The sequence below is a fragment of the Spirochaetae bacterium HGW-Spirochaetae-1 genome (assembly GCA_002839375.1).
GTDB lineage: Bacteria > Spirochaetota > UBA4802 > UBA4802 > UBA5550 > PGXY01.
Window position 1 is genome coordinate 532,389 of sequence record PGXY01000003.1, and the last position, 15,788, is coordinate 548,176.

The window sequence follows — 15,788 nt, forward strand, 5'->3', positions numbered from 1 at the left end:
TTTCGTGAAGCTCAGTTTATAATACAAATAGAGGCTCTGTAATAGTTAATTTTCAAAAATGATAATTCCGGAGCAGAAATTTAATTTTTTCCTTGAAAAGACGGGAACGATGCTCATCAATATATCCATGAAAAAGGAAAGAAAATACATATAACGAGGGGAGGGTGAGTATCATGAACGAAGTGAAAAACGCAAAATGCCTTGAGGAATACAAGGATATTCTTCCCAACATGGCCGATTATGTGGCGCGTTATGCCAGTGAACGGCCCGGGGATATCGCCATCATAGAACATAACACCGGCGAGAAAATCACATGGAAACAGTTCAACACCTCCGTATCGGCCTTTGCAGCAAAGCTCCTGTCCCTGGGACTCAGGAAAGGCGATATCGTGGCCACATCCCTCCCCCTCCTGAAGGAACACGTGTACCTCATGTATGCCTGTTACCGCATCGGCATCATTATCGCTCCCCTGGATCTTCGCCTCAAAACCGGCGAGATCCAGTACTGCATGGATAAAATGGAACCGAAGGCATACTTCTTTTTGGGAAAAACACCCGTTGCCGATTTCCGCCCCATGATCCAGGAAGTGATGAAAAATTCTCCTTATATAAATCACTGGATACAGTTTCAGAAGGAGGAGGATATGATCATCGACGGTGCCGTGGGCATTACGCGCTTTGCAGCCGATATCAAAAAAATCTTCATCATAAACCTCTTTACCGGCGCCGTGAAACGGGCCAGAAAAAAAATCACAAAAAGGGATGCATGCCTCATAATTTTCACCACGGGTTCCACGGGCTCACCCAAGCCCGCTCTGCTCTGTCATGAAAATATCCTCATGCAGAACATCGGGCTCAAGGTGGCCTTTGAACTGAAAAGCGAAGACCTCATGCTGGTGAACCTGCCGCCGTCCCACGTGGGATGCGTCACGGAACAGCTGGCCACCACCATCTTCGGCGGCGGCACCTCGGTCATCATGCACATCTTCAACCCCGAGATGAGCCTCCAAGCCGTGCAGGAGCATAAAGTAACCCTCATGGGACAGATTCCCGCACTCTTCAACATGGAATGGAAGCTTCCCAATTACGGAGACTTCGACCTGTCCACGCTGCGTTTTGTCCTGTACGGTGGACAGGCCGTATCCGTGGAGTTTCTGAAAAAAATGCGTGAGATGGCCCCGCGTATGGGTTCGGGCCTGGGCCTCACAGAGACGGCCGGTTTCTGCACCTACACCGATGTTGAAGCCTCCGTGGAGGACATCGCTGCAGGAATCGGATTTGATTCGCCCCTGTGCCCCATCAGCATCCGCGAGCCTATGAATAGTGACGGAACCGCGGGAAAGGAAAAAGAAAAAGGCCAGGTGGGGGAAATCTGTTTTTCCGGAGCGCAGCTTTTCCTGGGCTACCTGGGCGATCCGGAGAACACGGCAAAAACAATTACAAAGGACAGCGTGTGCTATACCGGGGACCTGGGCTACTACGACAGCGCCGGCCTGCACTTCTCCGGCCGTTCCAAGATGGTCATCAAGCCGAAAGGCTACCAGGTTTTCCCCGACGATGTAATAAACCATGTTGAAAGCAAGCTCAAGGGGCTCGTTTCCAGCGTGGCCTGCGTGGGCGTGGAACATGAAGTCTTCACCGAGGCCATCATGCTCTTCGTGGAGCCCCTGGAGGGAGCATCGGTGAGCGTTGATGATGTCATGCGGGCCTGCGACGACATCGCGTCCTATTCGAGGCCTTCACATGTGGAAATAGTCAAACCCGGCGCCATACCCCTGAATCGCGTTGCCAAGACCGATTACCTGACACTGAAAGAAACGGCAAAGGAAATCGTAAAGGATTTGCGCCGCCAGGGAAAATGGGACAGCTGAAAAGATAAATCGGAAAAATATTGTTCCTGCCTGGACAAAACGACGCGGGGGCCTGTTTTTGAATTCAGAACTGATTTGGGGAGTATACGTATGGGATTCAACAATGTATCTTTACTTTACGCCATGCTGCGGCACCTGAAATATGACACGCTTAACCGCGATATGATCGGGCATACCATCACCAGGGAATTCGGCCCCATTGATCACGACGATATTTACCTCTATGTGTCGGCCACTCTTGACAATCCCCGGCGTTACGACGGAGAAAATGCCATTGCACCTCCCTTCTACATGTCGCGGCTTCTGTACCCCATGTTTCATTATTTCCTCACGAACCGGGATCTGCACATCAACCTGCTCCGCATGGTTCATGGTCAGCAGGACGGACACTGGCACCGGCCCATACGCGTGGGGGACAAGCTGCGCATCGAAATGTCCGTGGACTCCATAACAGACACACCGGCTGGAGAAGTGCTGAACCTCCGCACAAAGGCATATGTTATAAATGACGTAGACGCCCTGGCCATGGAGGCCGTGTCGGGTTTCATCGTCAGAAAAAAAGCCAAACCCGCAAGCGATCCCGCCGGGAAAAAGGATGAACATAAATCAGCCGAGGCCTTCAGGGTTGCGTTTAAAACACGCGAAGGCCAGCAGCTCACCTACGCCAGGGTATCGGGAGACACCAACTTCATGCACACCAGCAATTTCCTGTCGCGGCTGGCCGGCCTGCCCCGGACCATACTCCACGGTGTGTGCCTTGCCGCCATGACGGGCAACGCCCTGCTGGATCACATTTTACACGGCGATATGACAAGGATCGTTGGACTTTCTGTTCGCTTCGCCAGCCCCGTAATCCCCGGAGATGAACTCACCATCATCGGGTATGAATCGGAGAAAAAAGGAGAAATCCCCTTCGAGGTCTTTAACGAGAGGGGCCGGGCCGTTATCAGGAACGGGCTGTTCCGGTTCAGGGAGTGATACGGCATTTTACATCTCGAATTCTTCATCTACAGCCCTGACATAGGCCTTGATATCAAATTTCCGTTCCAGCCCCCGGTCATTCATAAACCGCACCTTGCCGAAAACAGAACGCTCCTTCCAGGGACGATCATGCTTACCGAAACACCAGGCCACACCGGCGTAGCCGTTGGGATCACGGCCGTCCAGGGAATATTTATCGTTCAGGTACAGGGCAGTCCGGTAGGCCTCCTGCGGCGAGGCGCTCCACTCAATGATCTTCTTACCCCAGTACATGCGCATGTAGCCGTGCATCTTCCCTTTCTTAAGGAGTTCCTTTTGGGCCGCATTCCAGTAGGGATCATGAGTTTTTGCATTTTCAAAGGCATGCATATCATAGAGATATTCCCGGGTATCGACGGCATGTTCATCGAGGGTTTTACGGGCCCAGTCGGGAAGCGACTCATATTCATCATAACAGCTGTTATAATAGACAAAGTTCATTGACAGTTCCCGCCGCACGATCAGTTCCTCGAGAAAGGCCTCGCGGGCCGAATGACCGCTCTGCATGGAAGCCAAAGCGATCCTCAGGGACGATATCTGCCCGAAGTGGAGATAGGGACTGAGATGGGAAAGGTAATCTCTCGAAGGATCATTGCGCAGCGTGTCATAGTATTTCAGCTTATCGCGGATAAAGTTATTCAGAAGTTTCTCCGCCTCGCCCGATCCCCCCGTCAGCCAGGTTACCGGGCCGGCGGCAGTATCCGGATCGAGGTCTGCGAAATTTTTCACCGGCATTGCGGCGTCCAGGGAGGCCGGCCCCGATGACAGCTTCTTCTTCACAACCCGCGGTTCCAGGGGAACGAGAAAGCGCGTCATCTCACGCTTCAGTTTCGGCCGCAGTGTGGCCGCTGAATATTCTTCTTTCGGTGATGCCGTTTCAACGGGAACGATCACGTCACTCTCCACCTGGACCAGTGAACAATCTATTTCCCGCGCTGCCTGTTCCCGCCACTGCCGCTGCACCCTCGTATATCCCCGGTCGGTGACGACCAGGGCCGCATTACGGGCCAGGGCACTGACCCCATCCACGGGCATCTCAATCCTCAGGACAAAAAATATTCCCGATTCCGCAAGTTTTTCCTGGACCTCAGCCAGTCCCTGGAGCATAAAGGCATAGTGCCGTGCATTTGCCCCGGGATACCGGGGTGTCAATCCGAAAAAGACAATGATGGGAAGTGATAGTCCGTTAGCCCGGTCTATGGCATGGGCCAGGGCGTGATTCCAGTCAACACGCTGGGACTGCTGCATCCAGTACAGGACATAGTCCCCCTTCCGCTCCGGCCGGTCATTCAGCTTTTTTATCCGCTCGGGATGGATCATAACCCGCACACGCCGTCGTGTCCCTGAAAGAATTTATTGATGAGCATGGATATCTCTTCGGGCCTCTCCATGGGAATAAGATGTCCGGCGCCCTCCACCATGTGATATTGGCCCGAAGGAAAGAGTGAAGCCGCTTTTTTGAGATCGATAAAGGCCCTGTTCTCACTCGTTTCCCCCTCCACAACCATAACAGGATTTTTTATCTCTGAAAGGAGCGGCCACGGGTCATAGTGCATACCACCCATAAAGAGGGAGGCTTCTTTCCGGGGATGGCAGGCCAGGTTAAGTCCTCCCGTATCACCGGAGATCATCCCGTAGGCGAGATACAGGTCCAGCATCTCTTCGTCCCACTTTTTGAAGAGAGTCCTTGACCGGAGATACTCCCGGGCCTCCTGCCGATCTGACCAGTGGTTGCGCCGCTTGATGGATTTCGAGGCCAGGGGATGCTGGTCCACGGATATCTTTACACCGTAAAACTGCTGTGGCAGAAATATGGGCTCGATGAGTACCATGCCAGCGGCACTATTGCCATACAGCGCCGCAGCCAGGGTTATGATCGTGGCACCCATGCTGTGTCCCACAAGATACGGGTTCTCCAGCTCCAGGCTTTTACACAGGCCGCAGAGATCCTCGGCGAGAAGCTTCCAGGGCAGACCACCATCTTCGGGTTCCGCCTCGCGGTGATCGCAGAAGTAGGGGGCAATGATGCGGTATTCACCGCAGAGCCGGCGGGCAATGGGATGCCAGAGCCAGGGGAGAAATCCCGTGGCGTGGAGCATTATCATGACTGGCCCGTCACCCTCATAGAGAAGATACTGTATTTCCGCATCACCGATATTCCGGGAGACAATTTTCGGTTCAATGTTTTTCACGAGGCGCTCCTTGTGCATGAATTGGTCCTCTACAGGACAGGTTTCATTTTATACCGTCGGGGATATTTTAAGCAAGATATTTTTATGGCCGGAAATATCCTGAATTGTCCTTGACCTTACAGAAATACCGCTATATTTCTTTCACCGGGATGCACGCAGAAGACTATCACTTCCCGTAGCGAATACTGGTTCAATGCATATAGTATCATCCATGGCCCCGGCTCAATATTATCTCGATACATACATCTCCGGGAGCCACCCCTGGAAGGGGTTTTTGAACTATTATTCTTCAAGTCCCCCTCGGGGGGATTCAGGGGGCTTCACTGCCGCATAATTGTGAAAATACTCAGGAGGAAGCACAACATGAAAATCACCATTCTCGACGGATATACCCTCAACCCGGGCGATCTCTCATGGCAGGGGTTTGCGGACCTGGGAGACCTGACCGTCCACGACAGAACTCCACCTGAAGAGATAATCGGCCGGAGCCTGGGCAGCGACATACTCATCACCAACAAGACCCTCCTGTTACGTGATACCATCGCCGCACTGCCGGTCCTCCGGTATATCGGCGTGCTGGCCACGGGCTATAATGTGGTTGATATCGAAGCAGCGGCACAGCGGGATATTCCCGTCACCAACATCCCCTCCTACGGCACACGCTCCGTAGCCCAGATGGTATTCGCCCATATACTGGAGCTCTGCCATCGCGTTCAGCGCCATAGCGACTCTGTACATGAAGGCCGCTGGACATCGAGCACGGACTTCTGTTACTGGGAACACCCGCTCATTGAACTTTCAGGAAAAGTCATGGGTATCATCGGTTTCGGCCGCATCGGCGCACAGGTGGGTGCTATTGCTGCTGCCATGGGAATGAGCGTTCTGGCTTATGATAACGACCTGGGGACAGAGCCCGCCATCCCCGGCTTCCGGCAGGCCCGGAGCCTTGAGGAAGTTTTCCGCGAATCCGACATCGTGAGCCTCCACTGCCCCCTCACGGAGCATACCAGGGCAATGGTGAACCGCGACACGCTGCGACTCATGAAAAAGTCCGCCTTTATCATTAACAGCTCCCGTGGGCCCCTTGTGGCGGACGCAGACCTGGCCGAGGCCCTGAACAGCGGTACAATAGCAGGCGCGGGCCTGGATGTACTATCCACGGAACCGCCTGAACAGGACAATCCCCTGCTCACGGCGAAAAACTGTCTTATCACGCCCCATATAGCCTGGGCCACTTTTGAGGCCCGTAAAAGGCTCATGGATATCGCCGTAGAGAACCTCCGTTCTTTCCTGGCCGGCAAAGCCGTCAATGTGGTTAACAGATAATTCATTTATCAGAAACAGTAAACCGTCCAGACGTTATTTGGTTGACAATTTAGACTTCACGGCTATATTATGCAAATATATGAGAAAATTATTGAGTGATTACTCACTCAATATCTTCATCTCAAAAGGAGGCCTCCATGAAACTCTTACGAATTCTGCCCATTATAGCCGTATCAGTCATCGCGCTCTCATGCTTCAGCGAAACCGCCAGCCCGCTCCTGTCGGACGAAAACCAGAGCAGTATCGGAACAAACAGCAGTTATATGATAGGCACCGGCATACATAACATCACGGGTCCCCCTGCCGAGGTCATGTTCGCCGGCTATTGTGATTTCGACCAGGTCGGCGGCGGCATGTATATGCGCCAATGGGCCCGGGCCTTCATTATAAAGGACAATGGTACGGGAAAGCGCGTTGCCTTCGTGGTGCTCGACATCCCCATGATGGACTCGGGAATTCTCATTCACGTCCTGGACAGACTGAAAGATCGGTACGGAAATCTCTACAATGAAAAAAATATCGTCATGAGCGCTACGCACACCCACAGCGGTCCCGGCGGATATTTCAAAACCTATGCGCTCAATATCTTTGCCGGCATGACCTTTCATGAAGGCAATTTCAACGCTATTGTCAACGGCGCCTGCGAGGCCATAGTGAAGGCCCACAACAGTCTGGTACCGGGGAAAATCCTTCTCAACAGCGGCCTCTTTTCCCCGAAAATAAATACGGGGCCTCAATTTTCTCCCCGGACACGCATCAGCCGCAACAGGTCTCCGGAAGCCTACAATCTGAACCGCGACCGGGACCAGTATCTTCTGCCTGACGGTTCCCTCGATGATACTAACCGGGAACTCACACAGCTGAAATTCGTGAACGAAGAAGGCTCCGATATAGGCCTGTACCATTGGACCCCCGTTCATCCCAATATGAGCGGCAGCCATCTCTTTCTCATTAACGGTGATGTCAACGGCCTGGCGTCATATTTCTTTGAGTCGTCTCACGGCATGGACTACTCCGTTACAGAAGGATTTGTTGCGGCCTTTGCTCAGAACGACTGCGCCGACACCTCGGGAAACCTTCCCGAAGACGCAAATCTTTCCCGGTTTGAAGGCCGGGATAAAAAGCTTGTGCGGGACGAAAACGGCGGGATAATCGACTGGATCGCCGACGGATCATGCGATTATGAACGGGTTGAACTGCGGGCCAGAACCCTGGAACTCCTGGCCCGGGAACTTTCAACGGAGGGGACGGAACTCACGGGCGCCATCGACTACCGGCAGATGTTCATTCCCGCCCAGGAATTTGACATCCGGCCCGAGTTCATCGATGACGATGATATATATTATGAGGCAGAACTGGGTGAGTCGCGGGAGAACTGCCGCCTCTGCATGGGTTCCGCCGGTGTCAGTTTCATCGCCGGTTCCACCGAAGACGGTGACAGCGGCATGGTATCCCGTGAAAGTAATCCCCGGGACATAGACAATTACGCCATGTTCACGCCGCAGGAAATCATAACCGATCCGCTGCCAGGCATCGCCGATATTCTCCTCAGGCTCATTGTTTCTCCGAGTGAACTGCGCGATGAAATGGACTGCCAGAAGGAAAAACGTATCGCTCTTGCCTTTGATGAACTGAACAATCTCATCCCGGGCGGCAAGGCCTGGAACCTGAGCCTGCCCGTCCAGATCGTTAAAATTGGCGGCCTGGCTATCGTGACTCTCCCCCTGGAGGTGACAACCATGTCGGGACGCCGTATAAAGGCCGAGGTGAGACGGGCCATGCCCGATGTAAAACATGTAGTGATCAACGCCACGTCCAACAGCGACGGGCGATATCTCACCACCCGAGAGGAATATGCCGCACAGGAATACGAGGGCGGCGCCACTCTTCTCGGCCCCTATTCACTCAATGCCGTGCGGCAGGTCGTGTATGACCTGGCCATGTCGTTCCGCAAAGGCGCCGATCTGCCCTCGTATGCCGTGGATTATGATGAGTTCAGGGACGGCATCGAGGGAGAAGCCATATTCAAGATCGCCGGCAATGTCCTGTACGACGATGTTCCCGCCGATGTGGCTTTCGGTGACGTAAAGACGGCCCCCAACTACGCCTATTCACGGGGGAATACGGCAAGCACAGTGTTCTGGGGCGGTCATCCCAATAACAACCTGACGATTCTTTCCGATGAAAGCTACCTGACTGTTGAACGGCTCAGTGATGATGAAAGCGGTCAGTGGCTGCCCGTGGCCCATGACTGGGATCCGTCGACAAAATACCGCTGGCAGCGCTCCGGCACGGCCGCCAATCTTATTACCATTGAATGGGATATCCCCGTGGATGCAATGCCGGGAACCTATCGCATACGCCATACGGGATATTACAAGAAGGCCCTTACGGGAAAAATACTGCGTTATGAAGGCGTGACAAAGGAATTTTCAGTGTATTAAAAATCCACCTATACCCCTCCCCTCCCGCAATGTACGGACAGGTCGCGACCTGTCCATACATTGCGGAGGCGGGTGTTAATCAGAAAATCTCTTCAATCCCCAGAGGAAACTTGGAAAGTTCCTCGCACCCGTCCTTATGGAGAACGATGGGGTTCTCGTACCGGAACCCTATGTTTTCATCAGAGCAGGCGTACTGCATGGCGCATATGAGCACTTCATTTTCTTTGTATACATGATCGGGGTTGGTCCAGTAAGGAAAGGGACCGTCGTTCATGCCTATCCGCCACTCATCACCCAGCATGCCGATACCGTGTTCGAAACCCGGCACCATGAAATCGGCAAAACCACGTTCCTCGGCAAAAGCCAGCATGTCCCCGGCCAGGGACGACGGCGTTATCCCGGCACGATAGGACTTCAGCGTCAGTTTCACCAGGTCCACAAAATTATTGGCATGCCACCATTGCCGGTCCGTTGCCTTCCCGATAAAATAATTGTGCGAATGATCTCCCAGTCCCAGTTTGAACATGGCGTGTATATCCACCATGAGGGGCTCACCCTCGGCTAGCTTCTTCCTCGACGCCGGGGTGCAGGCGCATCCGGCCAGTCCGGTGCGGTACCCGCTGGCGATCTCGTTTCCCCCGGTAAAAGACCACTCCCACTCGCTTCCTTCCTTTCGCATGGCATAGGCAGCGAGACCGGCGATTTCGGTTTCCGTCATTCCCTTCCACCCTCCGTTCTGCAGGGCCTTCAACACTTCCCGGTGTCCCACATCGACTATACGGGAGGCCTCCCTGAAACGGTTGATAGTTCCCGGGTCTTTAACAAGCGAGAGACGGTCGATAATACCATGAACGTTTACCAGTTCAGCATCCGGCAAGGCCGCAGTAAACTGCTGATACTCATAATGAGTAAGCCATCCCTCGGGCAGGTAATTGGACATGCCGCTTTCAATGCCTACACGACCTTTACCGCTTCTCAGAATGTCCTTGATAAAGTCGGCAATCTGCTCGATCTGATCCTGGCCGCCCATGGGCGCAAAGCCCATTACGTGGTCTTCATCAAGCCACGAATCATCGGCAATCCTGGAAGCGTCGATGACAAAAGAAAAGGCCGTGGGAAGTCCCTCGGGCGGTATCACCACAAAACTCCGCCATGGACAGAAGGCGTCCAGCGTCCAGGAAAGAGTTCTGAGACGCGAGCCCAGGTACACATCGATCTTCTCCCTGTGCATTTCGGCCTGGATATCTTTTATCCGCTGTGGAAAATCTATGAAATAGGGATCATTGTTTTTCATGGTCATATCCTCCTCATCAATATTCAGCCGGGATAGTGGCGAAAACCTTGTTTATACGGTCCGCCAGCGAGGCGAGCTTCAGCGCCTTCACCATGTTTCCCTTGAGCTTCAGCTTTCCTGTCATGAGCGCCTTGTGACTCGCCAGCTCAGCCCGCGTAATACTGGCAAAGACAGCGTAGTCACCCGATATGGCAAACTCTGCCACGGGAACTTCTCCCGTTCCCACAAGAAATTCGGCAAGCTTTCCGTCCTCAAAACGTATAAATATAAAGTGTTCCTTCCCGTCGGGACAGTTTTTGTAGATATTGGACATGGATGAAGTCAGATGATTCATCTTTTCCGGTGATAAGTTTTCCAGAAGCCTTTTCTCGGCCTCGCTTCGCCATTCATCGCTTAAATACTTGACATTACCTGCCATAACAGTCCTCCTGTTAGCATTACAAAGTTTTCACGGTGACACGTCACCGCTTCAGACACGGGCGATGGCCCTGTTCACTGCAGGGTCACCGTCTTTTTTTATCTAACCGGTCCCGCCGGACCGCTCCGATTCAATAAAAAGTCCATTCAGCAGTAAATCCAGGGTGTCCTCGAACATCTCCTGCACGAATCCGTCATCGGCTTTGATATAGGTTCTGATAATGACCATCTTATAAATGGAAAAGATCACCTGGGAAACCTTGTCCACATCCACGGGACGGAAGACCTTTTCCTTTATCCCCTTTTTCAGAATCCCGGTGATCATGCGAATTGACCGTTTATTGATGGATTCATAGGGATCAACCGTGGGAAACATGGGGAAGATATCAGGGTCCTGTTTCAGGATATCACGCAGTTCCCCGTCCTGTGAAAGGTATTCCACGGCTTTTCTGCACAGGACTAAAAGCTGTTTTCGCGCGCCCGTTTCAGCTGCAACGGCATCGCGCACCCGGTTTTGCCACCGTTCCAAGGCAAAACTGACGGTCTTGATATAGAGTTCCCTCTTATCCTTTACGTAGAAATAGAGGTTGCCCTTGGTACGATCCAGCTTTTCGGCAATATCCTCCACGGTGGTTTTACGAAAACCATACTGTGCAAAGACTCCCAGGGACGCACGGTAGATTTCTTCCAGCTCTATTCGCTCTCTCATATTTTAATTGACTCATTGAACTATTTTTTCATTTGTTCAATTAAAGACTGTTAATCTAAATTTGTCAAGATATTAATGAATTTTTTAACAGTTTGTTCAGTTGATTTTTTTTACCGAAAAGGCATCCACTTTTTATTCTTGACATTGCAATTGCTGAACCATTACTGCTCCATTTTATCTTTCTTTCCCGGCAAAAAACATGAATAAAGGAACCATTCAAAACCATGACCTTTCCGTTGGTGCAAGCCTGGCCACCATAGTACTCTGCGCAGCCTTCGGCGCCAATTCCGTTGCCATTAAGCTGGGCTTTACAGGCCTGGGTGTCTTTACCTCGGCGGGACTGCGCTTTCTTATTGCTGCCGCGGCCATCTGGTGCTGGGCTGCAGCGACAGGCAGAAAGATAATCGTGGAAAAGGAAAAATATTCAAAGCTGATGATTACCTCCCTGGTCTTCACCGGACAGCTGGCTCTGTACAACCTGGGACTGAGCAAAATAGAGGCATCGCGCGGCACGCTCATTGCCAACCTGCAGCCCTTCATGGTTCTCATATTGGCCCACTTCTTCATCCCCGGCGACCGCATGACCGTTCGGAAGACCCTGGGCATGGTCCTGGGTTTTACGGGACTTCTTTTTGTTGTGATCGACCGCGGGCGGGTCACGAACGGCACTGTGCAGCCGGGGGATATAATCGTTCTGGCAGGCACCGTGCTCTGGGCCTGCAACACCATCTACATCAAGACATTCATACATAACTACGAACCCTACCAGCTCGCCTTTTACACCTCACTCGTATCGGCCCCATTTCTCCTCGCGGGTGGATATATCTGGGACACTAAAATGATATTCATGATGGACCGCGTTGTGGCCGGCTCTCTGCTGTATCAGGGAATCGTGACCGCATCGATCGGATTTGTCATCTGGAACAGCCTCCTCCGGAAATACGGCGCCGTGGCCCTCCATTCCTTCACTTTTATAATGCCTGTGGCGGGCGTACTGCTGGGAGGACTCATCCTTAATGAGCCCATCACGCCCGGCATTATTACAGCGCTCCTGTTCATCGCCGCAGGAATTCTCGTGGTCCACTTCCGGGCCAAAAACCTGTCGGTATTTCCCCTGCGGCGTGGAAATCTTTAAAGACACGTAAAGACGCCCCCCATAAAAATATAATTTTTTTTCAAAAATAATTTGCCATTTCCTGCGTCCTGTTATATTGTTAAAAATGTCTTCGTGCAAAATCGTATCCGGTTACGCCACCGTGTAACGATTTTTATCTTTGCAGGATCAAAAATACCCTATCGGGATAAGGGAACCTCTATAAATCATTATTTGGATGTTCCCTTGTGGGCACAAATATAGGAAAAATATGGTTTTTTCATTTTGTTGTTAATGAAAAACCTAATTTTCGAGGTGCCCATAATTCAAAAAAGGGATACGGTTATGAAATTCGGACCTCACAATGACAGAAGGGTTCTCATGCTCCGGCGAATCGATGATGAGAGGAGGGTCGTGGACTACCTTGAAAGAAGCGGTCTCGTTGTTTTCCAGAGAAGAACCTTTGACCGCCGCAGAGCCATCCGCAGAAGCCGATATATGGACCGGCGCATCCAGGCTGTTTAGCTATGATGAAAGCATGATCAGGGGTAAAAACTTAAATTTATCCTGCAGCTTCTTTGCTTTAGCAATGACCTGATCGCGGCCATTCACCGCACCGCCCGCAGGCCTCTTTCCACAAGAAGCTCAAATCTGTTTTTCTCGGCAAAGGAGATGGAAGTAAACATCTTGTAAAGTTTAAGTCCCGCATATTCGAGATTAATGCCTGAAACATAAAAGGTATAGCCCGGCACGCTTTGCAGGAGAACCTTCAGTTCCCGTGACAGGGCATCCATCTCATTTTTATGATATATTTCCGAAAACCCGCCGTCGGGCAGCGTAAAGCGATATCCGAAATCACCGTCTTCCATGAGATGCAGCGAGAGATGGAACGGCTTCATGGCCTTTTTTGTTTCCTGGAGGCGGCTGAAAGCCGCAGGATCTATTTTTTTTATCTGCGTCTGCCTTCCCGCTTCTCGCTCCAGGCGATAGAGTTCGACCATCTCCCCCCCCTTTCCTTCTCCCCCGGCCAGAGTGGAATTCCTGTTATTAGCCAGAATGGTTTCGGCCGCAGAATAGGCGAAGTCATGAAGATGTGCCAGGTACTCCATCATTTTAGCCGCGTCTTTGCGGTAAAAGGTGATTGCCCCCTTCTCGTCGGATACAAAAAAATAGCTGTATTTACTGGCAATTTGAAAATAGACCTGAATAACATCATCTTTGTGGTTTTCAGTTATAGCCTTCAGGTACTCCAGCTCGGGCACCGAGGGATCAAACCTGAGAAGTGTTTTATTCCCTCTGTTATACGACAGATTATACAGCAGCCTGAGCTCGTTTTCCAAAAGTGTGGAGACAATAATGTTGTCAGCACCTTTTTTCCTGCTGGAAAAAATAAAAAAGGAATTCCCCAGCATGGTTATGTAGCGCTTTCTGACTTCATCCTCTTCCGCCAAAAAGAATTCGTAGATATCCCTGCAGAATTCCCTGATCCGATGAAACTCTTTGCTTGACCCGAAGGGCTGGGAAGCTATGAGACTGATGGCATGACGGTAATCCCTGCCGGTCATGAGCCCGCCGTTTATCACCCGAACTGCTATCTGGGCCAGGTCCAGTTCAGACCTGTACACATCGAAACGCGTTTCTCCCCAGCTGCTGTGATAGAGAAAGATTATCTCTTCGAGACGTTTGGCGTATCGCGAATACGGATTTATGATCATATAGCTCATGACGGGAAAGGGATCGCGCAGAAAGTAGCTGTTTTCCAGTTCCACCTTCTTGAAGGAAAAATGCACCGAAAGTTCCGTGATGAGTTCGCGGATAAAATTGGGATCCACTTCATGCAGTCCCGTAGCTATCTCCAGCCTGGTATAGTCTTTCTGAAAAAGACCGTTCAGGCTTATCCATACCACAAGCCCGAAAAGACTGGCGTCCTTATGCATAATGAGCTTCGTGGCTGACTTGTGCACGATAAGGCGTTTCTGAAGCAGCCAGTACTCCTTCCCGTCCCTGTCCTTGATAAATTCAATGGTGAGCAGCTTCTCGGCCGGATAGGTTTTGAAGCTCAGGGTATTGTCGATCTTGGTCGGTTCGATGGCGAAGTGTGAATATATTTTATGCGTTATACCCTTGATGGCCTGAGGACTCAGGTTTTTTGTCTTTGAAAGCTCCCCCATGCTGTTCAGGATACTCTTGTATCCCTGGAGAATATACTTCTTGCTGCTATTCATCATGGAATGCACCGAGTCGATGTCCCAGCTGTCAAACTCGTCCATTTTTCCGATCATGGACGGGGTCCACTGCCACCGGGTGGTGTACTCTTTCATTTTCCTGCGCTTCAGGCTCTCGGGCTGTTCCTGCTTGCCCCGGGGAAGCGGTTTTACGGCCTGGGACAAACGGGGATCGACCTTAAGATAGAAGCTGTTCTTCACCAGGTCCAATGACGCATCATCTTTTAGTTCCTTGGCGAAATAATCATGGACCTGGTTAAACATTATCAGGTAGGCGTCGATATCCTCTGGCTCCATTTTCCCGGACTGCACATTTTTCTTTATCAGGTTACTGATATAGGGATTGCCTTCCACATCGTGCATATAGCGCTCAAGAAGGCCCAGCTTGATTATCGATTTAAAGGGATTGCCCAGCGACTTCAGTATCTGAAAAAGGGCGGCGATGAGGAAATCTTCAACTATGATTTTACCCAGGTTGCCGATATCAATGAACTCAGGACCCATATCGGAGTCCCGTACGGAAATATACCAGGCCTTGTACTCCCCGTCGGAAACATCGGGCGGCGTGACCCACCAGAAGGGAATTTTTCCGGCGATAAGAATGGAGCTCCTGAAAAATTCCTCCTTGAGAAGCTGTCCCAGGGAACTGCCTGCAAGCCCCTCGTGTTCGTCGCGGTCAAAGATATTCTTCTGGACCCGTACTATATCGTTGAGAAAAAAATGGACCTCGAGACTATAGGTTTCGGCGATCCAGTCCTCTATCTTGCGGCACTTGGCCTTGAACTGGTTTATGGCCTCGGGCGAGTACTCCGATTCATAACCGCAGACCCAGAAGTCGAAATCGGACCTGCTGTTAAAAGCGATGGTGCCGCTGCTTCCCATGAGGGCAAGCATATGAACGAAAGGCTCCGATACCTGTTTCATCATTCCCGGCGTGATGGTCCGCGAAGCCGCCATTTTCGGCGTACGTCCAGCCAGGGTATAGCCGCTGATCCCCACGGGCATTACGGCAGACTGGATATAGCCGGGAAGATCAGGTATATTCACGTGGAGCAGAAAGGGGATAAATTCAAGCAGGTCCATGATTACCTGCCGCTCCAGGGACTCATGGAGCTGATTAAGCTTCAGCCGGTTATAAACGAGAAAGTTCTGCTTATAAGCCCGCACCCGTTCAAGAATATCGCTTTTATCCAATGC

The 15,788-nt window shown here is 51.5% G+C and carries 12 protein-coding genes; 6 read left to right on the forward strand and 6 right to left on the reverse strand.

What is annotated here, in order from left to right:
- The first annotated feature begins 173 nt into the window (after nucleotides 1-173).
- Together CVV44_07005 and CVV44_07010 are read left to right on the forward strand one after the other, a co-directional pair.
- Nucleotides 174-1,871, forward strand: a complete 1,698-nt coding sequence (locus tag CVV44_07005) for a long-chain fatty acid--CoA ligase (protein ID PKL39961.1) — start codon at nucleotides 174-176, stop codon at nucleotides 1,869-1,871.
- 90 nt (nucleotides 1,872-1,961) lie between these two features.
- Nucleotides 1,962-2,849, forward strand: coding sequence for a hypothetical protein (locus tag CVV44_07010; GenBank protein ID PKL39962.1), 888 nt, complete (start codon nucleotides 1,962-1,964; stop codon nucleotides 2,847-2,849).
- A 9-nt stretch (nucleotides 2,850-2,858) separates the two neighbouring features.
- Here the strand turns inward: CVV44_07010 and CVV44_07015 are convergent, their stop codons facing one another.
- Both CVV44_07015 and CVV44_07020 read right to left on the reverse strand, forming a co-directional pair.
- Nucleotides 2,859-4,211, reverse strand: a complete 1,353-nt coding sequence (locus tag CVV44_07015; GenBank protein PKL39963.1) for a deoxyribodipyrimidine photolyase — start codon at nucleotides 4,209-4,211, stop codon at nucleotides 2,859-2,861.
- A complete protein-coding gene (locus CVV44_07020) occupies nucleotides 4,208-5,101 on the reverse strand; it encodes an alpha/beta hydrolase (protein PKL39964.1) in 894 nt (297 codons plus the stop codon). The genes CVV44_07015 and CVV44_07020 overlap by 4 nt, the downstream gene beginning before the upstream one ends.
- 345 nt (nucleotides 5,102-5,446) lie before the next feature.
- On the opposite strand from CVV44_07020, the gene CVV44_07025 reads away from it, so the two are divergent.
- Nucleotides 5,447-6,409, forward strand: a complete 963-nt coding sequence (locus CVV44_07025; GenBank protein ID PKL39965.1) for a glycerate dehydrogenase — start codon at nucleotides 5,447-5,449, stop codon at nucleotides 6,407-6,409.
- A 137-nt stretch (nucleotides 6,410-6,546) separates the two neighbouring features.
- A complete protein-coding gene (locus CVV44_07030) occupies nucleotides 6,547-8,853 on the forward strand; it encodes a hypothetical protein (protein PKL39966.1) in 2,307 nt (768 codons plus the stop codon).
- A 79-nt stretch (nucleotides 8,854-8,932) separates the two neighbouring features.
- On the opposite strand, the gene CVV44_07035 is transcribed toward CVV44_07030, so the two are convergent.
- From CVV44_07035 to CVV44_07045, 3 genes are all read right to left on the reverse strand, one after another.
- On the reverse strand, nucleotides 8,933-10,153 hold the full coding sequence (locus CVV44_07035) for an aminopeptidase P family protein (GenBank protein PKL39967.1): 1,221 nt from the start codon (nucleotides 10,151-10,153) through the stop codon (nucleotides 8,933-8,935).
- 10 nt (nucleotides 10,154-10,163) lie between these two features.
- Nucleotides 10,164-10,565 carry a sterol-binding protein gene (locus tag CVV44_07040; GenBank protein PKL39968.1) on the reverse strand — a complete coding sequence of 134 codons (402 nt, stop codon included), beginning with the start codon at nucleotides 10,563-10,565 and terminating at the stop codon, nucleotides 10,164-10,166.
- Between the two features lie 102 nt (nucleotides 10,566-10,667).
- Entirely contained in the window at nucleotides 10,668-11,273 is a 606-nt protein-coding gene (locus CVV44_07045; GenBank protein ID PKL39969.1) for a hypothetical protein, read from the reverse strand.
- Nucleotides 11,274-11,472: 199 nt separating this feature from the next.
- Here CVV44_07045 and CVV44_07050 point away from each other — a divergent pair, with 199 nt between their 5' ends.
- A complete protein-coding gene (locus tag CVV44_07050; protein PKL39970.1) occupies nucleotides 11,473-12,408 on the forward strand; it encodes an EamA/RhaT family transporter in 936 nt (311 codons plus the stop codon).
- Between the two features lie 252 nt (nucleotides 12,409-12,660).
- A complete protein-coding gene (locus CVV44_07055) occupies nucleotides 12,661-12,891 on the forward strand; it encodes a hypothetical protein (GenBank protein PKL39971.1) in 231 nt (76 codons plus the stop codon).
- Between the two features lie 83 nt (nucleotides 12,892-12,974).
- On the opposite strand, the gene CVV44_07060 is transcribed toward CVV44_07055, so the two are convergent.
- On the reverse strand, nucleotides 12,975-15,785 hold the full coding sequence (locus CVV44_07060; GenBank protein ID PKL39972.1) for a hypothetical protein: 2,811 nt from the start codon (nucleotides 15,783-15,785) through the stop codon (nucleotides 12,975-12,977).
- Between the last annotated feature and the right edge of the window lie 3 nt (nucleotides 15,786-15,788).